The organism is Streptomyces sp. NPDC002888, from assembly GCF_042888465.1.
Classification (GTDB): Bacteria; Actinomycetota; Actinomycetes; order Streptomycetales; family Streptomycetaceae; genus Streptomyces.
Map to the genome: position 1 here is coordinate 19,297 of NZ_JBIAPU010000052.1, position 22,784 is coordinate 42,080.

Genomic DNA, 22,784 nt, shown 5'->3' on the forward strand with positions numbered 1-22,784 from the left:
GACGGTTACTTCTGGGCGTTGCCAGGCCCGCGGATCCCGAGGGCCCGGGTCGTCTCACCGTTGACGAGCAGGACGAGCGCCGCGACGGCGACGGCCGCGAGCGCGATGCCCGCGGGGATCGCCATGCTGTCGGCCTGGAGCAGGTTGTAGGCCACCGGCAGCGCCATGATCTGCGTGATGACGGCGGGCCCGCGGCTCCAGCTGCGCCGGGCGAGCAGCCCGCGGGCGGCGAGCAGCGGCAGCAGCGCGAGGACGACCAGCGTCACCCCGCCGGTGACGGCCTGCTGCCGGTCGTCCGGATCCCCCGTGACCCCGAGGACGAGGATCCAGACCCCACCGACCACCAGCGCCAGCCCCTCCAACGCGGCGAGCAGGGCGGCATACATCAGCCGCCGCGGACGCGGACCGTCGGTTTCCGGGCTGCTTTCCGGGCTGCTGGAGATCTGCTCACTGCTCACCCCTGAAGGGTAGCCCGCACGGTGCACGCGCCCGTGGCGAGGCTCACGCAGCGATCTCTTACCAGATCCCCACCTCGCCCTGTGCCCGGTACCACCCAGTAGGTACGCTGCCAGGCATGCGTGCACTTCTCGTGGTCAATCCGGCAGCTACCACCACAAGCGCACGTACGCGCGATGTCTTGATCCACGCGCTGGCGAGTGAGATGAAGCTCGACGCGGTCACCACCGAGTACCGCGGGCACGCGCGTGACCTGGGCCGGCAGGCGGCGGAGAGTTCGGACGTCGACATGGTCGTGGCCCTGGGCGGCGACGGCACGGTCAACGAGGTCGTCAACGGCCTGCTGCACGCCGGCCCCGACCCGGACCGCCTGCCCGGCTTCGCCGTGGTCCCCGGCGGTTCCACCAACGTCTTCGCCCGTGCCCTGGGCCTGCCCAACCACCCCGTGGAGGCCACCGGCGCCCTGCTGGACGCCCTGCGCGAGGGCCGCGAGCGTACGGTCGGCCTGGGGCTGACCTCGGGCACACCCGGTACCGAGGACGAGGCGGTCCCGTCGCGCTGGTTCACCTTCAACGCGGGGCTCGGCTTCGACGCGGGTGTGGTGGGCCGGGTGGAACAGCACCGCGAACGCGGCAAGAAATCCACACACGCCCTTTACGTCCGCCAGGCCGTGCGCCAGCTCCTGGGGGAGCCGCACCGCCGGCACGGGACGATCACTCTGGAGCGGCCGGACGAGGATCCGGTGACCGATTTGGTGTTGTCCATAGTCTGCAACACGTCTCCGTGGACCTATCTGGGCAATCGCCCGGTGTACGCGTCACCTAAGGCCTCGTTCGATACCGGCCTCGACATCTTCGGTCTCAGCCGCCTGTCCACCGCCTCGGTTGCCCGGTATGGCACCCAGTTGCTCACTTCGTCCCCCGAGCGCGGACCCCGTGGAAAGCACGCCGTCTCCCTGCACGACCTGACCGAGTTCACCTTGCATTCGAAGGTCCCGCTGCCCCTCCAGATGGACGGCGACCACCTCGGACTGCGTACAAGCGTGTCGTTCACAGGCGTACGCCGTGCACTGCGTGTGATTGTGTGAGCAGAACTGGCTAAACTCCTTTCACTCGAACGTTTAGGCCAGGGTCCACCCCATGGAAGTACGGCTGTGACCTAGTCGACACCGAGGAATCAAAAAAAACTTTCCAGAAGGGGTTGTATCCGCCGCTGAGGTTTGCGAGTCTCTACGTGGCGATCGGGACGGCCCGCAACACCAGCCTCCACTGATCACCGGAACCCCTCTTCACATCACAGGACCACACCAGGGAACTGGCAGTCGGCCCTTCACTTGTTGAGGGATTCGTGAAAGCGTTCACATTCACAAGCAACCTGCACGTAATACCAAGGAGAGGTAGCAGCCATGGACTGGCGTCACAACGCCGTTTGCCGCGAGGAAGACCCCGAGCTCTTCTTCCCCATCGGCAACACCGGTCCTGCGCTGCTGCAGATCGAGGAAGCCAAGGCCGTCTGCCGTCGCTGCCCGGTGATCGAGCAGTGTCTGCAGTGGGCGCTCGAGTCCGGCCAGGACTCCGGCGTCTGGGGTGGTCTCAGCGAGGACGAGCGCCGCGCCATGAAGCGCCGCGCCGCCCGCAACCGGGCCCGTCAGGCCTCCGCCTGACGCACCCACCCCTGCTGACAGCCTGAGCTTGGCGGCGCGTACACCGCGTACGCTTCTCCCGCCCCCGAGCCGCAGCGCGCAGTACCCCCGATGCGCAGCACATGCTGGCAACGAGCTGTTGAGCCCCGGCCCCCTGAACGGGCCGGGGCTCTTTGCTGTTCAGAAGTCCCCGCGCTACTTCTGCGCTCGAACGGGGACGTCCAGGATGACCCGGGTGCCCCGCTCCGGCGCCGGGACCATGTCGAAGGTTCCGCCCAACTCGCCTTCCACCAGCGTCCGTACGATCTGCAGACCCAGGTTGCCGGAGGTGTGCGGGTCGAAGCCCTCGGGGAGGCCGACGCCGTCGTCCTGGACGGTGACCAGGAGGCGGGCCTCCTTCGTGGTGCCGCCGCGGACCGCTGAGACCTCGACGGTGCCGGTGTCGCCCTCGCGGAAGCCGTGCTCCAGGGCGTTCTGGAGGATCTCGGTGAGCACCATCGACAGCGGGGTGGCCACCTCCGCGTCCAGGATGCCGAAGCGGCCGCTGCGCCGGCCGGTGACCTTGCCCGGCGAGATCTCGGCGACCATCGCGAGGACACGGTCGGCGATCTCGTCGAACTCCACGCGCTCGTCGAGGTTCTGAGAGAGCGTCTCATGCACGATCGCGATCGAGCCGACCCGTCGGACGGCCTCCTCCAGCGCCTCCCGGCCGCGCTCGGACTCGATGCGCCGGGCCTGGAGGCGCAGCAGCGCCGCGACCGTCTGCAGGTTGTTCTTCACCCGGTGGTGGATCTCCCGGATGGTCGCGTCCTTGGTGATCAACTCGCGCTCGCGCCGTCGCAGTTCGGTGACGTCTCGGAGCAGCACCAGTGAACCGATGCGAATGCCCTTGGGCTTGAGCGGGATCGCCCGGAACTGGATGACGCCGTCGTTGGCCTCGATCTCGAACTCGCGCGGCGCCCAGCCGCTGGCGACCTTGGAGAGCGCCTCGTCCACCGGGCCCCGGGTCGGGGCGAGTTCGGCGGTGGTCCGGCCCAGGTGCTGGCCGACCAGGTCGGAGGCGAGGCCCATGCGGTGGTAGGCGGACAGCGCGTTCGGGGAGGCGTACTGGACGAGGCCGTCCGCGTCCAGACGGATCAGACCGTCGCCGACGCGGGGCGCGGCATCCATGTCCATCTGCTGGTCGGGGAAGGGGAAGGAGCCCGCCGCGATCATCTGCGCGAGGTCGGACGCGCTCTGGAGGTACGTCAGCTCCAGGCGGCTCGGGGTGCGCACGGTGAGGAGGTTGGTATTGCGGGCGATGACGCCCAGGACGCGCCCGTCGCGTCGTACGGGGATCGACTCGACCCGGACCGGGACCTCCTCGCGCCACTCGGGGTCGCCCTCGCGCACGATCCGGCCCTCGTCCAGCGCGGCATCCAGCATGGGGCGGCGGCCGCGGGGGACGAGGTGGCCGACCATGTCGTCCTGGTAGGAGGTGGGGCCGGTGTTGGGACGCATCTGCGCCACGGAGACATAGCGGGTGCCGTCGCGGGTGGGGACCCACAGGACCAGGTCGGCGAAGGAGAGGTCGGAGAGCAGCTGCCACTCCGAGACCAGCAGGTGGAGCCACTCGAGATCGGAGTCGTCGAGGGCGGTGTGCTGGCGTACGAGTTCGTTCATGGAGGGCACGTGTGCGAGCGTACCTGGCGGTACGGACAAGGCTCGCAACCAGCCGCGGAGCCCCGAAAACACCCGCGGGCCGCGGCGCCTGGGAGGGACCCTCAGCCCTCCCGGCACCGCAGCCCGGAGCAACATCGGCCGCGGGGTGTGCGGTCCCGGTCGGCCGAAGGATGAGGAACCGGGGCAGTCAGGGCAGAGAGCTCCGGATCCTCGGTCCGCCTTCCTGTGCGGGGAAGACGGAGGTCTGCGTTGTTCTCGCTGTGCACTTCTCCTACGCAATTGTGGACTAGACCACTATGGGTGTCCATGCGTTGGAGCCTGTTTGTTGTTGGCGCTTTCCCGGGCGGTCCGCACTAGTCGGACGCCCTGGCGTCCACCACGCAGCCTAACGCGTGTGGGTTCGTGTGCGGGGCCAGATGGTCATGGCAATTTCGGCGAGCGCCTCCAGTTCCTCCCGGCTCGCCCCGTCACGTGCCTGTTGGGACATGCCCTGGATGATCGCTCCCGTGTGCCGGGCGAGCGCGGCGACGTCGGTGTCCGCCGACAGTTCGCCCGTACTGACGTCGTCCTGTATCCGGCGTTCGAACGCGGCGATGTTGGCGTTGCGCCGCTCCCGCAGGGACTCCTCGACTTCCGGGCTCGTGCAGTTGGTGGCGGCGTGGATGACCAGACAGCCGTGCGGGCGGCCGGGGGCCGTGTACTCGACGGCGGCCTCGCGCAGCATCCGCTCGACGGCGGCACGGGCGGTGGGCTCCTCGGCAAGGGCGCGGTCACCGAAGGATCCGTACCTCACGCCGTACTCGCGCACCACCTCCTCGAAGAGCGCCCGCTTGTCACCGAAGGCCGCGTACAGGCTGGGGGCTCCGATGCCCATGACGGTGGTGAGGTCCGAGACCGAGGTCGCCTCGTAGCCGTGCTCCCAGAAGGCCATGAGCGCCTTCTCCAGCACGGTCTCCCGGTCGAAGGAGCGGGGGCGGCCCCGAGGCCTGGAGACCCTTCCGACCTGTGCTTTCCCTGCCTCGCTGTCCACCATGGAGTGAATTCTATAGGGGACGCTAGAGAAATGTCGGCGGCCTGCTGTACGGTTTTTCTGTAGCGACCGTTAGGAAAATGAGAAAGGGGCGCCGACATGGGCGTGCTCACCGGCAGGACGGCCCTCGTCACGGGGGCGAGCAGGGGAATCGGGCGAGGAATCGCCGAGCGGCTGGGGCGCGACGGCGCACGGGTCGCGGTGCACTACGGCAGGAACGAGGCGGCGGCGAAGGAGACGGTCGCCGCGATCGAGGCAGCCGGCGGCTCGGCGTTCGCGATCGGCGTCGAGCTGGGGCCGCCCGGGGACGCGGAGGCACTGTGGGAGCAGTTCGACCGGCACGCGGAAGGGCTGGACATCCTGGTGAACAACGCGGGGATCGGTGCCTCGCGACCGATCGAGGAGATCGACGAGCGGGAGTACGACCGGGTCTTCGCGGTGAACGTGAAAGCGCCGTTCTTCGTCGTCAAGCACGGCATGGCGCGGCTGCGCGAGGGCGGCCGGGTCATCAACATCTCGTCGGGACTCTCCAGGACAGCCGTCTTCCCGCACAACATGGCGTACGCGATGACGAAGGGCGCCCTGGACGTCTTCTCCCGGGACCTGTCCAAGGTGCTCGGCCCCAGGGGCATCACGGTGAACTCGGTGGCGCCCGGCATCATCGCCACCGACAACACCCAGCAGCTGCTCCACGCCGACGAGGGCGCGTGGGACCGGGCTGCCGGGATATCCGCGCTGGGGCGGGTGGGAGAGACGGCCGATGTCGCGGACGTGGTGGCGTTCCTCGCGGGCGAAGGGGGCCGATGGGTCACGGGAAGCTGGGTGGACGCGACGGGCGGCTCGCTGACCTAGTACCGATTCGCCTTGCTCCCGCCACGCCCCCATAACCCAACTCTGCTAGATTGGTCTAAACCACATAGCCTCATTCGGCCCCTTCAGGCCTCACAGATCTCTCCAGATCCCTCCAGAACGGCAGGCCCAGCGTGGAAGTTGTCATCGTTCCGGACGCCGCGTCGGGCGGCGAGCTCATCGCCGAGGCCATGGCGGGGCTCCTGAGGCGCAAACCCGACGCGCTACTCGGTGTGGCCACCGGCTCGACCCCGCTGCCCATCTACCAGGCACTCACGGCCAAGGTGCGCTCCGGCGCCGTGGACACCTCACGCGCGCGGATAGCCCAGCTCGACGAGTACGTGGGGCTGCCCGCCGACCACCCCGAGTCGTACCGCTCGGTACTGCGGCGCGAGGTGCTCGGGCCGCTGGGCATCGGTATGGAGGCGTTCCTGGGGCCGGACGGCACGGCAAAGGATGTGCAGGCGGCGTCCGAGGCGTACGACAGGGCGCTGGGCGAGGCCGGCGGGGTGGACCTCCAGCTGCTCGGCATAGGGACCGACGGGCACATAGGGTTCAACGAGCCGTGCTCGTCGCTGGCCTCGCGCACCCGGATCAAGACGCTGACCGAGCAGACCCGCATCGACAACGCACGCTTCTTCGACGGTGACATCGAGCAGGTCCCTCACCACGTCATCACCCAGGGCATAGGCACGATCCTGGAGGCGCGGCACCTGGTACTGCTCGCCACGGGCGAGGGCAAGGCGGACGCGGTCGCGGCGACCGTCGAGGGGCCGGTCGCGGCGGTGTGCCCGGCCTCCGCGCTCCAGCTGCACCCACACGCCACGGTCGTGATCGACGAGGCGGCAGCGTCCAAGCTGAAGCTGGCGGACTACTTCCGGCACACCTACGCCAACAAGCCGGACTGGCAGGGGATCTGAGGACCGAGTGCGCGAAGGCGCCGGGGTCCTTTGGGGACCCCGGCGCCTCCTCGTAGTTCTCGCTCCGCTCCTGCTCCGTTCCTGCGGCGCTTCTACTCCCCGGGGCAGCTCCGCCCGTCCCGGTCCCCCGCGATGACCTCCGCCGCCGCTCGGCCGCAGACGCGGGCGGCGCCGTGGGTGGCGATGTGGAGGGCGCCGCGAGGAGGTGCCTGGGGGAGGCCCATCTCGACGACGACGGTGTCGGGGCGTGCGGCGAGGAGGGTGTAGAGGGCCCTCGTCATCCAGGGGTGGCGGTGTTCGTCGCGGACGACGGCCACGATCCGCCGCTCCCCGGCCGCCGCGAGCGCCGCGGTCGCCGCGTCCTCCCCGACGAAGCTGCCGGTCTCCGTGCCGGGGAGGCGGCGCGAGAGCTCCGCGGCCACGCCCCAGGGGGTCTCGTCGCCGACGGCGATGTTGGCCACGGGCGTGAGGGCGGCGACGTAGGGCGCCTCGGTGAGCGGGGTGAAGCGTTCGGCGCCGGTGAGGCGCAGGGCGCGGCGGGCGGCGGCGAGGCCCACCTCGGGCCGTCCCGCGGCCCCGTCCTCGGATGCCGTTGTCGTGGTCCACCGGGCCAGCGCCCGTACGCGTTCCGCAGCATCGGCGAGCCGTTCCTCGGGGAGGGCTCCCGCGCGCACCGCCGAGACGAGGGCGTCCCTCAGGCGTCGGACGGTCTCGTCGTCGGCCAGGCCGCCGCCCACACAGATCGCGTCGGCACCGGCCGCGACGGCGAGGACACTGCCGCGTTCGATGCCGTAGGTGCCCGCGATGGCCTGCATCTCCATGCCGTCGGTGACGATCAGGCCCCGGTAGCCGAGTTCGCCGCGGAGCAGGTCGGTGAGGATGCGGTGGGACAACGTTGCCGGGCGGTCGGGGTCCAGGGCGGGGACCAGGATGTGGGCGCTCATTACGGCGCGCGTTCCGGCGGCGATCGCGGCGCGGAAGGGAGCCAGTTCGCGTTCCGCGAGGACCGCGGGGTCGGCGTCGATGCGAGGGAGGGCGTGGTGGGAGTCGACAGCGGTGTCGCCGTGGCCGGGGAAGTGCTTGGTGCAGGCGGCGACGCCGGCGGACTGCAGGCCGGTGACGTAGGCCGCGGTGTGGCGGGCGACGAGGCCGGGGGCGGCGCCGAAGGAGCGGACGCCGATGACCGGGTTGGCGGGGTTGGAGTTCACGTCGGCGGACGGGGCCCAGTTGAGGTTCACCCCGCAGGCGGCGAGCCGGCGGCCCAGCTCGGCGGCGACCTCCAGGGTGAGGGTGACGTCGTCCACCGCGCCGAGAGCGTGGTTGCCGGGGAAGCTGGAGCCGGTGCGCACCTCGAGGCGGGTGACGTCGCCGCCCTCCTCGTCGATCGCGACGAGCACGTCGTCGCGTTCGGTGCGCAACTGGGCGGTGAGGGCGGTCAGTTGCTCGGGGGAGGTGATGTTGCGGCCGAACAGGCCGACGGAGGCGAGTCCCTCACCGAGGCGGCGCAGCAGCCAGTCGGGGGCGGTGGTGCCCGGGAAGCCGGGCTGGAGGACGGTGAGGGCGTCCCGTGTCAGCGTGTCCGTGCCGTGGGCGATTGTCGTCATCGGGTGGGTGTCATCCCTTCACTGCGCCCGCGGTCAGGCCCGCGGCCATCTTGCGCTGGACGAGGAGGAAGAGGACCACGATCGGCACGGCCATCATGGTGGAGCCGGCCATCATCGGGGCGTACTCCGTGCCGTGCTTGGTGGTGAAGTTGCCGAGCCAGACGGTCGCGGTCTGGTTCTTCTGGCTGAGGAGCATGAGGGCGTACAGGTACTCGTTCCAGGCCTGGATGAAGCCGTAGACCGAGGTGGCGACCATGCCGGGGGCGAGGAGGGGGAAGACGACGCGGACGAAGGCGCCCGTGCGGGAGCAGCCGTCGACCATCGCGGCCTCTTCCAGCTCCTTCGGGATGTTGACGATGAAGCCGCGCAGGGTCCACACCGTGAAGGGGAGGATGAAGGTCAGGTAGGTGATGATCAGGCCGGTGAGCTTGTCGTACTGCTCCAGGTCGTTGAGGAGCAGGAAGACCGGGATGATCATGGCGACGAGCGGGACCATCTGCACTGCGAGGATGCCCACGATCACGATCTTGCGGCCGCGGAAGGCGAACCGGGAGATGGCGAGCGCGGCCAGCATGCCGACCACGATGCCGATCGCGACCACCGCGAGGGACACGACCAGGCTGCGGCCGACCGGGCCCCAGAAGTCGGCGATGTCCAGCGCGCGGCGGAAGTTGGCCAGGGTGAGGCCGGTGGGCAGCAGGCTCGGGTCCGGGTCGATGGCGTCCTTGGCCGGCTTGAACGCGGTGTTGAGCATCCAGTAGACGGGGAAGCCGGCGGTGGCGAAGACGAGGAGGCCGAGGAGGTTCCAGCCGAGCTTCGTCTTCCGGCGCGGGGCGGCAGCGAGCGTGCCCGTGCTGCTCACACTGCTCATTCGACCTCTCCGATCTTCAGCATCTGACGCATGTAGACGGCGACCACACCGAGCAGCAGCACCACGGTGATGAGGGCGATCGCCGAGCCCTGCCCGTAGTCGTTGACCACGAAGGCACGGTCGTAGGAGTAGGTGGTGAGGAGTTGGAACTCGGCCTCCGGATGGCCGTTGCGCATCACGAAGACCTGCGGGAAGACGCCCATGTCCCAGATGACCGACAGGGTCGTGAGCATCACGATGATCGGCTTGAGGATGGGCAGGGTGACGTACCGGAAGACGCTCCAGGAGCCCGCGCCGTCGAGCCGGGCCGCTTCCTCCAGTTCGGCGGGGACCTGGGTGAGACCGGCGCTGAGGGTGATCACGACGAAGGGCACGGCCCCCCACACCACAAGGAGCATGATCACGGCCAGGCCCTGCGGCCCGCTGGCGAACCAGTTGTGGCCGATCAGCTCGACGCCCGGCAGCTTGCTGAGCAGGGCGTTGAGGATGCCGTAGTCGGCGTCGAAGAGCCACTTGAACACGGTGGTGGCGACGATGATCGGCATGCCCCAGCTGGCCACCAGCGCGATGTTGACGAGGGTCTTCACCCAGCCGGAGACCCGCTGGAGCAGCAGCGCGATCAGCATGCCGGCGAGCATCGTGAAGATCACGCAGCCGGCGGAGAAGACGATCGTGCGGACGACGACCTGCCAGAACTCCCCGTCTCCCAGCACGTTCGTGAAGTTGTCGAAGCCGACCGACTCGGCCGGCTGGAAACCCCACAGCTGGGACTGTCCGAACTTCTGGAACGACAGGGCGACCAGGCGGACCAGCGGATAGCCCATCACCAGAACGAGGATCAGCAGGCAGGGCGCGAGCAGCAGCCAGGGAGCGGCGGCGCCGGAACGCCGCCGTGTGGGCGGCTGCTTGGCGACGGCCGGTGGTGGCGGCGCCTGGCGCGGCGGTGGCGCCTGGACAGGGGTGGTCGTGTCTGCGGCACTCATCGCGCGCTCCTCAGCGGTCCCTCAGGTCGTACGGAAGGCTCGGCCCCGTACGCGCGGGTCGTACGGGAAGCAGGGCCCCGCCCCCCGAAATCCAGGGGTCGGCGGGGCCCGCGCTCAGGTCACTTGGTGTTGATGACCTTGTCGATCGCGGCGTCCGCTTCCTTCGCGGCGGCCTCGACCGACTTCTTGCCGGTGCCGATGCTCTGCAGCATGGTCTGCAGGACCTGGGCCTTCTCGACCTGGCCCCAGCCGGGCGCCATCGGGACGAACCAGTTGGACTCGGCCGCGGTGGCCGGGACCGCCGTCGCGGGGTCGTTCTTGAGGGGCGCGAGGTCGGTCTTGTTGTTGGGCAGGTTGCCCTTGGCGATCAGGCCCTTCTGGCCGGAGGGGCCGGTGAAGGCGTTGATCCACTCGGCGGCGAGGGCCTGCGCGTCCGACTTCACCGGGACGGCGAGGTCGGATCCGCCCAGGAAGACGGGGAGGTTCTTTCCGGACGGGCCGGGCATCACGAAGTTCTCGAGGTTGCCCTTGAGCTTGCCGCTCTTGTCGTTGTCCGGGAGTTCGGAGGTCGCGCCCTCCCAGGCGGCGCCGAAGATCATGCCGGACTTGCCCTGGCCGTAGACGATGTAGCGGTCGGACTCGTCCTTGGTCTTGTCGCCGTGCATGTACTTGTCGACGACGTTCTTGAAGTCCTTCAGGCCCTTCACGGACTCGGGCGAGGAGAGGTTGCCCTTCCACTGGCCGCCCGACTCGACGGCGATCGAGCCGCCGGCGTCGTAGACGAAGGACATGGCCGCGTACCAGTCGCGGGTGGGCTGGTACCAGGCGCTGAACTTCTTGCCCTCCTTCTTCTGGACCTTGTCCAGGGCGTCGGTCAGCTCCTTGTACGTCTTCGGGGTGGACTTGACGCCGACGGAGGCGAAGACGTCCTTGCGCCAGTTGCCGACGCGGCCGCCCGCGTAGTACGGCACACCGTAGGTCTTGCCGTCGTAGGTGACGGAGGTCTTCAGGCCGTCCAGCCACTGGTCCGAGTTGTCGAACTTCGCGGGGTCGACGGGGGCGAAGGCGCCCTTGACCATGTAGCTGAGCATCTCGCTGTTGCCCATCTCGACGACGTCGGGGGCCTTGTCGGTGGCGAGGACCGCGTCGAGCTTGGCGTTCTTGTCCGGCCAGCCGTAGTACTCGTGGTTGATCTTGACGCCGGGGTGCTTCTTCTGCACCGCCGCGTCGGCGGCCTTCACCAGGTCCGGCCAGTTGTTCTGGGCGTCGACGGTGAGCCAGACGGTCAGCTCCTTGGCGTCCGCGCCGTTGTCCGAGCCCCCGCTGCCCTTGTCGTCCCCGCACGCCGCGATGGAGACCATCATGCCCGCGATACCGATCGCGGCTATCAGCTTGCGCTTCACGCCACCCTCCTCAGGGATGCCACACCCCCCGCCCACGGGCCGGGACCTGGACCAATGGTGTAGACCAGTGCGCAGAGCTTGGCTCAGACCAATAGGCCTGTCAAGGGTGGCCGAACACACTCCGACCAGCCGTTATGGGACCTACATATGCAGGAACCTTTAAGTAAGAAACCGTCGAAAACATCGACCCCGGAGGTGCGAGGCCGGTAGACCACTTGCCTGGTGGACTAGACCAGAGGAGGCTGCGACGGTATACAGAAGAGATCAGGCAAGCAGCGGGGCAGTGCCGCCGCATACGTGCCACGATGTGAGCCGCGGCCGACGGCGTGTCGGCCATTTCGGCACCCGGAGCCGGGAAGGCAGGCCATGACCACCGACGTCAGCAGTGCGGAGAACGAGGGTGGGACGACCGTCCGTACCGCGCGCGTGCCCAAGTACTACCGCCTGAAGAAGCACCTGCTCGACATGACGGAGACCCAGGCGCCCGGTACGCCGGTCCCGCCCGAGCGGACACTGGCGGCCGAGTTCGACACCTCCCGCACCACCGTCCGCCAGGCGCTGCAGGAGCTGGTCGTCGAGGGCCGACTGGAACGCATCCAGGGCAAGGGCACGTTCGTCGCCAAGCCGAAGGTCTCGCAGGCGCTGCAACTCACCTCGTACACCGAGGACATGCGCGCCCAGGGCCTGGAACCCACCTCGCAGCTCCTCGACATCGGCTACGTCACGGCCGACGACACCCTCGCCGACCTCCTCGACATCACCGCGGGCGGGCGCGTCCTGCGCATCGAGCGGCTGCGCATGGCCAACGCCGAGCCCATGGCCATAGAGACCACCCACCTGTCCGCCAAGCGTTTCCCGGCGCTGCGCAGGTCACTGGTCAAGTACACGTCTCTCTACACGGCGTTGGCGGAGGTGTACGACGTCCACCTCGCGGAGGCCGAGGAGACCATCGAGACCTCCCTGGCCACACCGCGCGAGGCCGGCCTGCTCGGCACGGATGTGGGCCTGCCGATGCTGATGCTCTCCCGGCACTCGCTTGACAAGGAGGGACAGCCGGTGGAGTGGGTGCGGTCGGTGTACCGGGGCGACCGCTACAAGTTCGTGGCGCGGCTCAAGCGGCCCACGGAGTAGGCGCACCGATCCCCCGTCGCCGCAGCTCATCGACAACATTTGCGGACCGATATGCGGACGGGGGCTTCCGCTGTCGTGACACCGTCACCTAGATTTCCTGCGCATTACACAGGTGATCGGTGAGGGGACGGAGTCACAATGTCAGAAGCCCCGGAAGTGAGCCGAGGGCCGGTGGTGACGCCCGTGCGCGTCGTCATCGCCCTCTGTCTCGTCGCGCCCTTCGTGGCGATGCTGTGGGTGGGCTCGTACGCCAAGACAGACCCCACCTTCATCGGCATTCCGTTCTTCTACTGGTACCAGATGCTGTGGGTGTTTCTCTCCACGGCGCTGACCATGCTCGCGTACACGCTGTGGCAGCGTGACCAGCGTGCCCGTGCCGCGGGTTCCTCGGACGGGGGTGCGTCGAAGTGAACGACGGCGTGAACGGCGTCGCGCTCGGCGTCTTCATCTTCTTCTTCCTGGCCGTCACGGTCATCGGCTTCCTGGCCGCGCGCTGGCGCAAGGCCGAGAACGAGCACAGCCTCGACGAATGGGGCCTGGGCGGACGGTCGTTCGGCACCTGGATCACCTGGTTCCTGCTCGGCGGCGACCTGTACACGGCGTACACCTTCGTCGCCGTGCCGGCGGCGATCTACGCGGCGGGCGCGGCCGGCTTCTTCGCGGTGCCCTACACGATCCTCGTGTACCCGCTGATCTTCACGTTCCTGCCCCGCCTGTGGTCGGTCTCCCACAAGCACGGGTACGTGACGACGTCGGACTTCGTGCGCGGCCGCTGGGGCTCGAAGGGCCTGTCCCTCGCGGTGGCACTGACCGGCATCCTCGCGACGATGCCGTACATCGCGCTCCAACTGGTCGGCATCCAGGCGGTGCTGGACGTGATGGGCGTCGGCGGCGGCGAGAACACCAACTGGTTCGTCAAGGACCTCCCGCTGCTGATCGCGTTCGGTGTGCTGGCGGCGTACACCTACTCCTCGGGCCTGCGCGCCCCCGCGCTGATCGCGTTCGTGAAGGACGCGCTGATCTACATCGTCATCGCGGTGGCGATCATCTACATCCCGATCAAGCTCGGCGGCTTCGACGACATCTTCGCCAAGGCGGGCGACGCGTTCAGCCAGACCAACCCGGCGACCGGCAAGCCGCGCGGCGCCCTGGCACCGGCCGAGGCGGGCCAGTGGACGTACGCCACGCTGGCGCTGGGCTCGGCGCTCGCCCTGTTCATGTATCCGCACTCGATCACGGCGACGCTGTCCTCGCGCAGCCGTGACGTGATCCGCCGCAACACCACGATCCTGCCGCTGTACTCGCTGATGCTGGGCCTGCTCGCCCTGCTGGGCTTCATGGCCATCGCGGCCGGCGTCAAGGTGACCAACGGTCAGCTGGCCATCCCGCAGCTGTTCGAGAACATGTTCCCGGCCTGGTTCGCGGGCGTGGCGTTCGCCGCGATCGGCATCGGCGCCCTGGTCCCCGCGGCCATCATGTCCATCGCGGCGGCGAACCTCTTCACCCGCAACATCTACAAGGACTTCATCAAGCCCGACGCGACGCCGAAGGAGGAGACCCGCGTCTCCAAGCTCGTCTCGCTCCTGGTGAAGGTCGGCGCCCTGGTCTTCGTCCTCACCATGGACAAGACCGTCGCCATCAACTTCCAGCTCCTCGGCGGCATCTGGATCCTCCAGACCTTCCCGGCCCTCGTCGGCGGCCTGTTCACCCGCTGGTTCCACCGCTGGGCCCTCCTCGCCGGCTGGGCCGTCGGCATGGTCTACGGCACGGTCGCCGCGTACGGCGTCGCCTCACCGACCCAGAAGCACTTCGGCGGCTCGGCCAAGGAGATCCCCGGCATCGGCGAGATCGGCTACATCGGCCTGACGGCGTTCGTACTGAACGTCGTCGTCACGGTGGTGCTCACCTTCGTCCTGAAGGCCCTCAAGGCCCCCGAGGGCATCGACGAGACCAAGCCGGAGGACTACACGGCAGACGCGGGCGACGCGGGCGTCCAGGTGGAGCTTCCGCCGGCAACTGCCGGCTCCGCTCACTGAAACCCGCCCCGAAGGGGCGCGGGGCCGCATCGATCTGCGGCCCCGCCGCGTGGGCGCGACCAGCCACACACAACCCGCAGCGGGCCGCCGACAGCAAGACCAACGGCGGCCCGCTCTCGCGCTCACGACCGCGTACGCCGAGCCATCGCGTCCCAGAACCTGTCCAGCTCCCGCACCCGCATACTCACCCAGTGCGGCGTCTTCCTCCGCAGCCCCCTGGGAAAGCACCGCCGCACCCGTCCGGGCAGCAGCGCCTGTTGCTGCCGGCAGAACGGCTCGCGGATCTCGTCCCGGGGCACACTGCCGCGAGGCGGGTACGGGCAGAGCTTGAACCTGCAGCCAGGCTCACAGTTCGAACCCGGTGGGGGCGGGACGGCGGTACCGGCCGGCGAACCGGGGTCCAGCTTCTCCCGGTTCGTACAGATGCACGGCGGGAGGGACATGCCCGGCCGCTCCACACGGGCCATCCGTTCCTCGACCCCGTCAGGGTTCCCGTCCCGTTCGACGAGGTTCAGCATGACCAGCACATCGGCGACGAGGCGCTGAGCGCGCCCGTCCAGCGTGCTCCAGCCGACCGATGGCGGGATCCACAAGTTGTGCTGACGGGATCCGTCGGCCTGACCGACACGGGAACCGATGTTGTCGGCGACGCCCTTCTCGTCGATCCAGAGGAAGCGCTCGGGTTGCCCGGTCTCCAGGGCGAGGGCCACCAGGGCTCCCGCCTCACTGACGAAGGGATGCAGCCGCCGGGGCGAGTCGCCGTTCTCGCCGGGCGGACCGGGCGCTCTGTTGACCGTACCCGCCGTCCGCAGCCAGCGCTTGACGGTGTCCACGGCGGTCGTCCCGCCGATCCTCCTGGACGGCCGGCTCGATACCTCGCCGTCGCCCTGCCCAGGAGGGCCGACGGGGTCCGGGAGCTCCCACAGGCACAGCGCCTGAAGCAGGCTGAGCTGCGCATACCAGCACCGGGACCGCTGCAGGAACGTGTCCGCCTGCCGGATCAGGTCGGCACGGCTGCCCTGGTCCGTGTGCGGGTGACTTCTGCGCCGGTTGGCCGCGTACTTGAAGCCCTTGGCCAACGCGGCTTCCAGGGCGAGCGGCAGGTCGGGGGCGCCACCTGTGTGGGCCGGGTCGAGGTGGCGCAGCCACTTGGCGAGGCGTTCCTGGGCCTCGTCGCGGTGGGCCTCGTCGACGGAGCCCAGCAGCATGGGGAGGATCCAGGCCCGCATCACGAAGTTCCTCAGCAGGCGAACCCGGCCGCTGCGGTACTCCTCGTTGAGTTCGCGCAGCTCGTCCTGCTCCCCTTGGATATGGTTGGACGACGGGGCCCCGGAGGGCGCACCGGCGTTCGTCCATGGCGCCGTCGCCGCCCTCGCGGCCCAGGCCACGTACCGCGCCCTCTTCGTAGCCTTCAGGTCGGTGACCGCGTCGTTGTACTCCTGCACGGGGTCGTTGTCGAGACGGAACTTCTCGCGTATCACGGCGAACGCGGCGCTGCCTCCGGCGCCGCACTCCTGGGCGGCGGCCAGGCTTACGGCGTAGGAGGGTTCTTCCTCACCGAGGGTGAAGAGCTGCCAGTACAGCCCCATGGTGTCGTCGATTCTGTCGGAGACCCTCCGCAGCGCCGCGCCGAGCTGCTTGATCAGCGCCAGCTTCGCGTCGTCGAGGGTGCGCCGGTCTCCTTTGATGCCGGACCAGCAGTCGTACACCGCGCCGACGATGTCCTTGAGCCGTCCCGGAGTCTCCTCCACGCTCTCGACCTCCAGTGCCGCCGCGTAGAGGTCCAGGACCTTCGGGTCGTCCGTGCGGCGGCTCGCGGCGGTGATGAGCCGGTGGGTCAGGGTGCGCCCGTACACGGGTGCCTGCCGCACCAGTTCCTTGATCTCCTTCTTCGCCTCGGCCCGGACACCGCCTCCCCGGGTCGCGGGCTTTGTCGCCCAGCGGCGGGACAGGAACACCAGGGCGACGAGCAACTCACGGCCGGGGCCGGGCGGTTGCAGCGCCTGGTCGACCAGCTCTCCGGCGCCCCGCTCGCCCATTTCGTCCAGGACGTGGAAGCCGAAGTACGCCTGGACGATGCTGTGGGGGAAGCGGACCTTCCGCTCGAGGCCTTCCAGCAGCCTGAGCTTGTTCGCGTTGGCCGCGAAACGGGCGAGGACGGCCTGGCACTGCTCCCTGCTCCCCTCCTTCAGCCGCCTGCCCTCCTCGTCGCCGAGCCTGGCGCAGAGCGTGTCCCAGATCCGCTCCCGATGCCACTCGGAGAAGACGTTGCCGCGCTTGCCGTACTGGTCGAAGCCCCGCGCGCTGGTCCACAGGTGCTCTGCCCGGGTCCGCGCGCGCTGTAGCGGACCGGGATGCACGTCATCGCCGAGCAACTCGGCGAAGCCGACCTCCAGGGTGTCCTTGAGCAGGCCGATGCAGGCCAGGGCGGACACCACTTCGACGGTGTCGCGGCGCTCCTGCCGGTTCAGCGCGACGTCCTGCCGAAGTCGGCCCTCGCACATCTTGCGTTCCCACCTCTCCAGCAGTTGCAGCCGCAGCGCGCTGCGGTCCCGGCCGGAGATGTCCAAGGGCTTCAAGTCGTCGCGACGCAGGAGGCCGTTGCGGTGCAGCTCGCGCACGATCTGCAGGTAGATGGGCGATTCGGTGACCTCCGCTGTCTCCACGACGCCGTCCAGATACTGCTCGTCTCTGCCCGATGCGCGTTCCTCGACGAAGTGCAGCGCCTCCTCCTCGCTCAACGGCTCCAGCTCCACGATCGCGGCGGCGGTGTTCTCGAGGGGACTGTGCGGCCGCGAGGCGATGACCAGAGGCAGCTTCTCCTTGTGGGCGCGCTCGATGGCGCGGCGGATGATGTTGTCCCGGTTCTGCTGGAGACTGTCGTCGAGGAGCGCCTCTTCCAGGCCGTCGGCGATGACGACCGGTTTGTCGTCGGCGAGCAGTTGCTGCCAGACCCGCTCAATCTTGGTCCGCGCCAGGGTCCCCTGGGGCGTCTCCTCGGCGAAGCGCCGCTTGGCCATCCGCTCAAAGTTCAGGTCGGCCTCGCTGACCGCGTCCCTCAGCCGGATCGGCACGGGCACCGCGCGCTGCCGGGCCAGCAGTTCGGTGAGCCGCACGAGGACGGCGGTCTTCCCCACACCGACGCCGCCGACGAGCAGATAGGGCCGGCGGGTGTCGCGGTCCCGCAGCCGTTCGGCGATGACTTCGGCGACCACGTCGCGGCCGACGATGTCGTCCGTGTCCTGGCCGGCGGTGAGTACCAGCCGACCGGGTCTGCTGCGCGCGTCCCCGAGGTAACGCCGCTTGGTCCAGCCGTACCAGCAGAACAGGAAGAGGGCAGCGGCGATCGAAGCGGTCAGTACGGGGCCGACGAAACGGAGGAAGGCGTCGAACCCCCCGTTCTTGCGGAGGTCCTCGAAGCCGGTCGACTCGCCGGTGCTCAGGATGTACAGGCCCTCCCCGCACCAGGCCAGGAGTGCGAGCACGGCGATGCCCCAGACGAACCTGGTCGCGTTGGCGTAGGAGAACCATCTCCGCCACTTCTTGGGCTGGGTGGCGCCGCGCCGGGCATCCAGACGGATCGTCAGGGCGTGCCGGCGGCCGACGAGGACGCCCCGCACCCGGCTGCCCGCCCGCCTCAGGTCCAGCGTTGCCATCGACGCGTTGCGCTCCCGTTCCCGGCCGCGCGGGCGACGGACGACACTCGTCATCGTGCGTACTCCCTCCGAGAGCGTTCTCGGGACGGAGGGCTCCGTGGGCGCCGGCACCTACTTCCATGGAAGCACTCCCCACACACGCCGCAACCCGGAATTCGGGCGCACGGTGTCGCGTCGCTGGGCCACACTCACCCCCGTGGACATCCTCATCCGGCAAGCGAAACCCGACGAGTACGACACCGTCGGCGAGATCACCGCCCAGGCCTACCTTCAGGACGACCTTCTCGACTTCGGGGAGAGCGATGAGTACCTCGGCGAGTTGAGAGACGTCGGCAAGCGGGCCGCGGCCGCCGAGGTGCTGGTCGCGGTGGAGCGGGGCCAGGTGCTCGGCGGAGTCACCTTCGTGCCTCAGGGCGGTCCCATGGCCGACATCGCCCGGCCCGGAGAGGCCGAGATACGGATGCTCGCGGTCGCGCACACCGCGCGTGGGCGTGGTGTCGGCGAGGCCCTCGTACGGGCCTGCGTCGAGCGGGCACGCGCCGTCGAGGGCTGCACCGGCATGGTCCTCTCCACCCAGGCCACCATGCACACCGCCCACCGCATCTACGAACGCCTCGGCTTCACCCGCACCCCGGGGCGCGACTGGAACCCGATCCCGCACCTCGACGACATCACTCTCCTCACCTATGAGTTGACGCTGTGAAACCACGGCAACACAACATCTGGGGGTGTCACCGTAGCCCGGCACAAGATGTATGCTCGTGCTCGCTGTCGCCACAGGGGAATCCGGTGCGAATCCGGAACTGTCCCGCAACGGTGTACTCATGCGCGTATGCCCGCGTATGAGCGTCAGTCCGAGGACCTGTCGACAGCGCGCCCGGCCCGTCCGGTCCGGGTGCCCGACGTCCGGGCCTCGTGGAGTGGGTCGGTGGACGCGACGCCGCGTGCGCTCGTGTGCTGCCCCCTGCCCTCCGCCAGGCCCCGTGCCGAGCGAGGGAGAGCCCCACGTGACCATCGCGCCAGCCGAACCGGCTTCAGCGACCGAGCTGGAGTACGACGGTCCCGGTGCCGCACTGCTGCGGACCCTGACCGAGCTGACCGCCGACCTGCCCGACGCCGACCCGGGCCGGGTCGCCACCGCCGCGTTGCGGGGCCGGTCCGCGCGGGCGGACGAGACGGAGCTGCGCGAGCTGGCCACGGAGGCGGCCGCCGGCCTCATCTCCGAGGACCCCGTCTACTCCCGGCTGGCCGCCCGTCTGCTGACCATCGGCATCCGCGCCGAGGCCGCCTCGCAGGGCGTCACGTGCTTCACCGAGTCCGTGGCCGTCGGCCACCGCGAAGGCCTCATCGCCGACCGCACCGCGGAGTTCGTGCGCGTGCACGCCGAGCGGCTCGACGCCCTCGTCGACACCGGCGCCGACGACCGCTTCGGCTACTTCGGCCTGCGCACCCTGCACAGCCGCTACCTCCTGCGGCACCCCCTCACCCGCAAGGTGGTGGAGACCCCGCAGCACTTCATGCTGCGCGTCGCCGCGGGCCTCGCGGAGGACGACACCGTGAGGTCCGTCGACGAAGTCGCCGCGCTCTACGGGCTCATGAGCCGCCTCGACTACCTCCCCTCCTCCCCCACGCTGTTCAACTCCGGCACCCGCCACCCCCAGATGTCGTCCTGCTACCTCCTCGACTCCCCGAAGGACGAGCTGGACTCCATCTACGACCGCTACCACCAGGTGGCCCGCCTGTCGAAGCACGCCGGCGGCATCGGCCTGTCGTACTCCCGCATCCGCTCCCGGGGTTCGCTGATCCGTGGCACCAACGGGCACTCCAACGGCATCGTCCCGTTCCTCAAGACCCTCGACGCCTCCGTCGCCGCCGTGAACCAGGGCGGCCGGCGCAAGGGCGCGGCCGCGGTCTACCTGGAGACCTGGCACTCCGACATCGAGGAGTTCCTGGAGCTGCGCGACAACACGGGCGAGGACGCCCGCCGTACGCACAACCTGAACCTCGCGCACTGGGTGCCGGACGAGTTCATGCGCCGCGTGAACGCCGACGGGCAGTGGTCGCTGTTCTCCCCCGCCGACGTGCCCGAGCTGGTCGACCTGTGGGGCGAGGAGTTCGACGCCGCGTACCGCAGGGCGGAGGCGAACGGGCTCGCGAAGAAGACCATCCCCGCCCGTGAGCTGTACGGCCGGATGATGCGCACCCTCGCGCAGACCGGCAACGGCTGGATGACCTTCAAGGACGCCGCCAACCGCACCGCCAACCAGACCGCCGAGCCGGGTCACGTCATCCACTCCTCCAACCTCTGCACGGAGATCCTGGAGGTCACGGACGACGGGGAGACGGCGGTCTGCAACCTGGGGTCGGTGAACCTCGGCGCGTTCGTGGCGGGCGATGACATCGACTGGGAGCGGCTGGACGACACCGTCCGCACCGCCGTCACCTTCCTCGACCGTGTCGTCGACATCAACTTCTACCCGACCGAGCAGGCGGGCCGCTCCAACGCCAAGTGGCGTCCGGTGGGCCTGGGCGCGATGGGCCTCCAGGACGTCTTCTTCAAGCTGCGTCTGCCCTTCGACTCCCCCGAGGCCAGGCAGCTCTCCACGCGGATCGCCGAGCGCATCATGCTCGCCGCGTACGAGACCTCCGCCGACCTCGCCGAGCGCAGCGGCCCGCTGCCGGCCTGGGAGAAGACCCGTACGGCCAAGGGTGTCCTGCACCCCGACCACTACGGCGCCGAGTTCACCTGGCCGGAGCGCTGGGCGGCGCTGCGCGAGCGGATCGCGACCACCGGTATGCGCAACTCGCTGCTCCTCGCGATCGCGCCCACCGCCACCATCGCGTCGATCGCAGGTGTGTACGAGTGCATCGAGCCGCAGGTGTCCAACCTGTTCAAGCGCGAGACGCTCTCCGGCGAGTTCCTCCAGGTCAACTCCTACCTGGTGAAGGACCTCAAGGAGCTGGGCGTGTGGGACGCCCGTACCCGTGAGGCGCTGCGCGACGCCAACGGCTCGGTGCAGGACTTCGCCTGGATCCCCGAGGACGTCCGGGCCCTGTACCGCACGGCGTGGGAGATCCCGCAGCGCGGCCTGATCGACATGGCCGCCGCCCGGACCCCGTACCTGGACCAGGCGCAGTCCCTGAACCTCTTCCTGGAGACGCCGACCATCGGCAAGCTCTCCTCGATGTACGCGTACGCCTGGAAGTCGGGTTTGAAGACGACGTACTACCTGCGCTCGCGCCCGGCGACCCGCATCGCCCGCGCCGCACGAGCCACCGTTCCCGTTCAGCAGCCGGCACCCGAAGACGCCGTCGCCTGCTCCCTGGAAAACCCCGAGTCCTGCGAGGCCTGCCAGTAATGACCAGCGAAGCCAAGACTGTGTCTTCCAAGAACCTCCTCGACCCGGGCTTCGAGCTGACCCTCCGCCCCATGCGCTACCCGGACTTCTACGAGCGCTACCGGGACGCCATCAAGAACACCTGGACCGTGGAGGAGGTCGACCTTCACTCGGACGTCGCCGACCTAGCGAAGCTGTCCGAGGGCGAGCAGCACATGATCGGCCGTCTGGTCGCGTTCTTCGCGACGGGCGACTCGATCGTCGCGAACAACCTGGTGCTGACGCTGTACAAGCACATCAACTCCCCGGAGGCGCGCCTCTACCTGTCGCGCCAGCTCTTCGAGGAGGCCGTCCACGTCCAGTTCTATCTGACGCTTCTGGACACCTACCTCCCCGACCCGGAGGACCGTTCGGCCGCCTTCGACGCCGTGGAGAACATCCCCTCCATCCGTGAGAAGGCCGAGTTCTGCTTCAAGTGGATCAACGAGGTCGAGAAGCTCGACCGCCTGGAGACCCGGGCCGACCGCCGCCGCTTCCTGCTCAACCTCATCTGCTTCGCCGCGTGCATCGAGGGTCTGTTCTTCTACGGTGCCTTCGCGTACGTCTACTGGTTCCGCAGCCGGGGTCTGCTGCACGGTCTGGCGACCGGCACCAACTGGGTGTTCCGCGACGAGACGATGCACATGAGCTTCGCGTTCGAGGTGGTCGACACCGTCCGCAAGGAGGAGCCGGACCTCTTCGACGACGAGCTCCGCCAGCAGGTCATCGACATGCTGCGGGAGGCCGTCGAGGCCGAGCTGCAGTTCGCTCGCGACCTGTGCGGTGACGGCCTGCCGGGCATGAACACCGATTCGATGCGGCAGTACCTGGAGTGCGTCGCCGACCAGCGCCTCACGCGCCTGGGCTTCGCGCCGGTGTACGGCTCGGAGAACCCCTTCTCCTTCATGGAGCTCCAGGGTGTTCAGGAGCTGACCAACTTCTTCGAGCGGCGCCCGTCGGCGTACCAGGTCGCGGTGGAGGGGACGGTCGACCTGGACGAGGACTTCTGAGCCTCCGCCTCTCGCAACTGGCGGTCGAGGGGGGGGGGGGGGGGGGGGGGGGGGGGGGGGGGGCGGGGGGCGGGCGGGGCGGCGCGGGGGCCCGGGGGGGGGGGGGGGGGGGGGGGGGGGGGGGGTGGTGGGGGGGGGGGGGGGGCGGGCGAGG

Annotated in this window: 18 protein-coding genes and 1 riboswitch; of the genes, 10 read left to right on the forward strand and 8 right to left on the reverse strand. The window is 69.3% G+C overall.

Annotation, left to right across the window (positions count from 1 at the left end; translation table 11 throughout):
- Window positions 1–5: 5 nt before the first annotated feature.
- A complete protein-coding gene (locus ACFYWX_RS46565; RefSeq protein ID WP_389431605.1) occupies window positions 6–458 on the reverse strand; it encodes a hypothetical protein in 453 nt (150 codons plus the stop codon).
- Between the two features lie 116 nt (window positions 459–574).
- Here ACFYWX_RS46565 and ACFYWX_RS46570 point away from each other — a divergent pair, with 116 nt between their 5' ends.
- Together ACFYWX_RS46570 and ACFYWX_RS46575 are read left to right on the forward strand one after the other, a co-directional pair.
- Window positions 575–1,543 carry a diacylglycerol/lipid kinase family protein gene (locus ACFYWX_RS46570; protein ID WP_389431606.1) on the forward strand — a complete coding sequence of 323 codons (969 nt, stop codon included), beginning with the start codon at window positions 575–577 and terminating at the stop codon, window positions 1,541–1,543.
- A 318-nt stretch (window positions 1,544–1,861) separates the two neighbouring features.
- The gene (locus tag ACFYWX_RS46575; protein WP_003992873.1) at window positions 1,862–2,119 is read left to right on the forward strand and encodes a WhiB family transcriptional regulator; all 258 of its coding nucleotides are present in this window, start codon (window positions 1,862–1,864) and stop codon (window positions 2,117–2,119) included.
- Window positions 2,120–2,293: 174 nt separating this feature from the next.
- On the opposite strand, the gene ACFYWX_RS46580 is transcribed toward ACFYWX_RS46575, so the two are convergent.
- Window positions 2,294–3,769, reverse strand: a complete 1,476-nt coding sequence (locus ACFYWX_RS46580; RefSeq protein WP_389431607.1) for a sensor histidine kinase — start codon at window positions 3,767–3,769, stop codon at window positions 2,294–2,296.
- A 376-nt stretch (window positions 3,770–4,145) separates the two neighbouring features.
- Window positions 4,146–4,793, reverse strand: a complete 648-nt coding sequence (locus tag ACFYWX_RS46585; RefSeq protein WP_389431608.1) for a TetR/AcrR family transcriptional regulator — start codon at window positions 4,791–4,793, stop codon at window positions 4,146–4,148.
- Window positions 4,794–4,889: 96 nt separating this feature from the next.
- Here ACFYWX_RS46585 and ACFYWX_RS46590 point away from each other — a divergent pair, with 96 nt between their 5' ends.
- Window positions 4,890–5,642: an SDR family oxidoreductase gene (locus tag ACFYWX_RS46590; RefSeq protein ID WP_389431609.1), complete on the forward strand. Its 753-nt coding sequence runs from the start codon at window positions 4,890–4,892 to the stop codon at window positions 5,640–5,642.
- Between the two features lie 131 nt (window positions 5,643–5,773).
- Complete coding sequence (gene nagB, locus ACFYWX_RS46595; protein ID WP_389431610.1) at window positions 5,774–6,559, forward strand: glucosamine-6-phosphate deaminase; 786 nt, start codon at window positions 5,774–5,776, stop codon at window positions 6,557–6,559.
- A gap of 92 nt (window positions 6,560–6,651) precedes the next feature.
- Here nagB and ACFYWX_RS46600 read toward each other — a convergent pair whose 3' ends face one another.
- The 4 genes from ACFYWX_RS46600 to ACFYWX_RS46615 all read right to left on the reverse strand — a co-directional run bounded on the left by ACFYWX_RS46600 (window position 6,652) and on the right by ACFYWX_RS46615 (window position 11,420).
- On the reverse strand, window positions 6,652–8,163 hold the full coding sequence (locus ACFYWX_RS46600) for a glycoside hydrolase family 3 protein (RefSeq protein ID WP_389431611.1): 1,512 nt from the start codon (window positions 8,161–8,163) through the stop codon (window positions 6,652–6,654).
- Window positions 8,164–8,173: 10 nt separating this feature from the next.
- Window positions 8,174–9,034 carry a carbohydrate ABC transporter permease gene (locus tag ACFYWX_RS46605; RefSeq protein ID WP_389431612.1) on the reverse strand — a complete coding sequence of 287 codons (861 nt, stop codon included), beginning with the start codon at window positions 9,032–9,034 and terminating at the stop codon, window positions 8,174–8,176.
- The gene (locus tag ACFYWX_RS46610; RefSeq protein WP_389431613.1) at window positions 9,031–10,017 is read right to left on the reverse strand and encodes a carbohydrate ABC transporter permease; all 987 of its coding nucleotides are present in this window, start codon (window positions 10,015–10,017) and stop codon (window positions 9,031–9,033) included. Before ACFYWX_RS46610 ends, ACFYWX_RS46605 begins: the two co-directional genes overlap by 4 nt.
- Window positions 10,018–10,136: 119 nt before the next feature.
- Window positions 10,137–11,420: an extracellular solute-binding protein gene (locus tag ACFYWX_RS46615; protein ID WP_389431614.1), complete on the reverse strand. Its 1,284-nt coding sequence runs from the start codon at window positions 11,418–11,420 to the stop codon at window positions 10,137–10,139.
- A 366-nt stretch (window positions 11,421–11,786) separates the two neighbouring features.
- On the opposite strand from ACFYWX_RS46615, the gene ACFYWX_RS46620 reads away from it, so the two are divergent.
- The 3 genes from ACFYWX_RS46620 (at window position 11,787) to mctP (ending at window position 14,587) form a co-directional block, all read left to right on the forward strand.
- Window positions 11,787–12,551 (forward strand): GntR family transcriptional regulator, encoded by a 765-nt coding sequence (locus tag ACFYWX_RS46620; protein WP_389431615.1) that lies wholly within the window; start codon window positions 11,787–11,789, stop codon window positions 12,549–12,551.
- 138 nt (window positions 12,552–12,689) lie between these two features.
- On the forward strand, window positions 12,690–12,962 hold the full coding sequence (locus tag ACFYWX_RS46625) for a DUF3311 domain-containing protein (RefSeq protein WP_389431616.1): 273 nt from the start codon (window positions 12,690–12,692) through the stop codon (window positions 12,960–12,962).
- Window positions 12,959–14,587 (forward strand): monocarboxylate uptake permease MctP, encoded by a 1,629-nt coding sequence (gene mctP / locus ACFYWX_RS46630; protein ID WP_389431617.1) that lies wholly within the window; start codon window positions 12,959–12,961, stop codon window positions 14,585–14,587. The genes ACFYWX_RS46625 and mctP overlap by 4 nt, the downstream gene beginning before the upstream one ends.
- Window positions 14,588–14,709: 122 nt before the next feature.
- Here mctP and ACFYWX_RS46635 read toward each other — a convergent pair whose 3' ends face one another.
- Window positions 14,710–18,297, reverse strand: a complete 3,588-nt coding sequence (locus ACFYWX_RS46635; protein ID WP_389431618.1) for an NACHT domain-containing protein — start codon at window positions 18,295–18,297, stop codon at window positions 14,710–14,712.
- A gap of 142 nt (window positions 18,298–18,439) precedes the next feature.
- Here ACFYWX_RS46635 and ACFYWX_RS46640 point away from each other — a divergent pair, with 142 nt between their 5' ends.
- The 3 genes from ACFYWX_RS46640 (at window position 18,440) to ACFYWX_RS46650 (ending at window position 22,630) form a co-directional block, all read left to right on the forward strand.
- Window positions 18,440–18,946: a GNAT family N-acetyltransferase gene (locus ACFYWX_RS46640; RefSeq protein ID WP_389431623.1), complete on the forward strand. Its 507-nt coding sequence runs from the start codon at window positions 18,440–18,442 to the stop codon at window positions 18,944–18,946.
- 35 nt (window positions 18,947–18,981) lie between these two features.
- Window positions 18,982–19,128: riboswitch (cobalamin riboswitch) on the forward strand.
- A 122-nt stretch (window positions 19,129–19,250) separates the two neighbouring features.
- Window positions 19,251–21,602: a ribonucleoside-diphosphate reductase subunit alpha gene (locus tag ACFYWX_RS46645; protein ID WP_389431619.1), complete on the forward strand. Its 2,352-nt coding sequence runs from the start codon at window positions 19,251–19,253 to the stop codon at window positions 21,600–21,602.
- Window positions 21,602–22,630, forward strand: a complete 1,029-nt coding sequence (locus ACFYWX_RS46650; RefSeq protein ID WP_389431620.1) for a ribonucleotide-diphosphate reductase subunit beta — start codon at window positions 21,602–21,604, stop codon at window positions 22,628–22,630. The genes ACFYWX_RS46645 and ACFYWX_RS46650 overlap by 1 nt, the downstream gene beginning before the upstream one ends.
- The last annotated feature ends 154 nt before the right edge of the window (window positions 22,631–22,784 follow it).

Excerpts from the sequence above, each read along its gene's own strand:
- ACFYWX_RS46610 (WP_389431613.1), bottom strand. The coding sequence starts at position 10,017 with ATGAGTGCCGCAGACACGACCACCCCTGTCCAGGCGCCACCGCCGCGC.
- ACFYWX_RS46625 (WP_389431616.1), top strand. The coding sequence starts at position 12,690 with ATGTCAGAAGCCCCGGAAGTGAGCCGAGGGCCGGTGGTGACGCCCGTG.
- ACFYWX_RS46650 (WP_389431620.1), top strand. The coding sequence starts at position 21,602 with ATGACCAGCGAAGCCAAGACTGTGTCTTCCAAGAACCTCCTCGACCCG.
- ACFYWX_RS46600 (WP_389431611.1), bottom strand. The coding sequence starts at position 8,163 with ATGACGACAATCGCCCACGGCACGGACACGCTGACACGGGACGCCCTC.
- ACFYWX_RS46605 (WP_389431612.1), bottom strand. The coding sequence starts at position 9,034 with ATGAGCAGTGTGAGCAGCACGGGCACGCTCGCTGCCGCCCCGCGCCGG.
- ACFYWX_RS46620 (WP_389431615.1), top strand. The coding sequence starts at position 11,787 with ATGACCACCGACGTCAGCAGTGCGGAGAACGAGGGTGGGACGACCGTC.
- ACFYWX_RS46570 (WP_389431606.1), top strand. The coding sequence starts at position 575 with ATGCGTGCACTTCTCGTGGTCAATCCGGCAGCTACCACCACAAGCGCA.
- ACFYWX_RS46590 (WP_389431609.1), top strand. The coding sequence starts at position 4,890 with ATGGGCGTGCTCACCGGCAGGACGGCCCTCGTCACGGGGGCGAGCAGG.
- ACFYWX_RS46635 (WP_389431618.1), bottom strand. The coding sequence starts at position 18,297 with ATGACGAGTGTCGTCCGTCGCCCGCGCGGCCGGGAACGGGAGCGCAAC.
- ACFYWX_RS46585 (WP_389431608.1), bottom strand. The coding sequence starts at position 4,793 with ATGGTGGACAGCGAGGCAGGGAAAGCACAGGTCGGAAGGGTCTCCAGG.
- ACFYWX_RS46575 (WP_003992873.1), top strand. The coding sequence starts at position 1,862 with ATGGACTGGCGTCACAACGCCGTTTGCCGCGAGGAAGACCCCGAGCTC.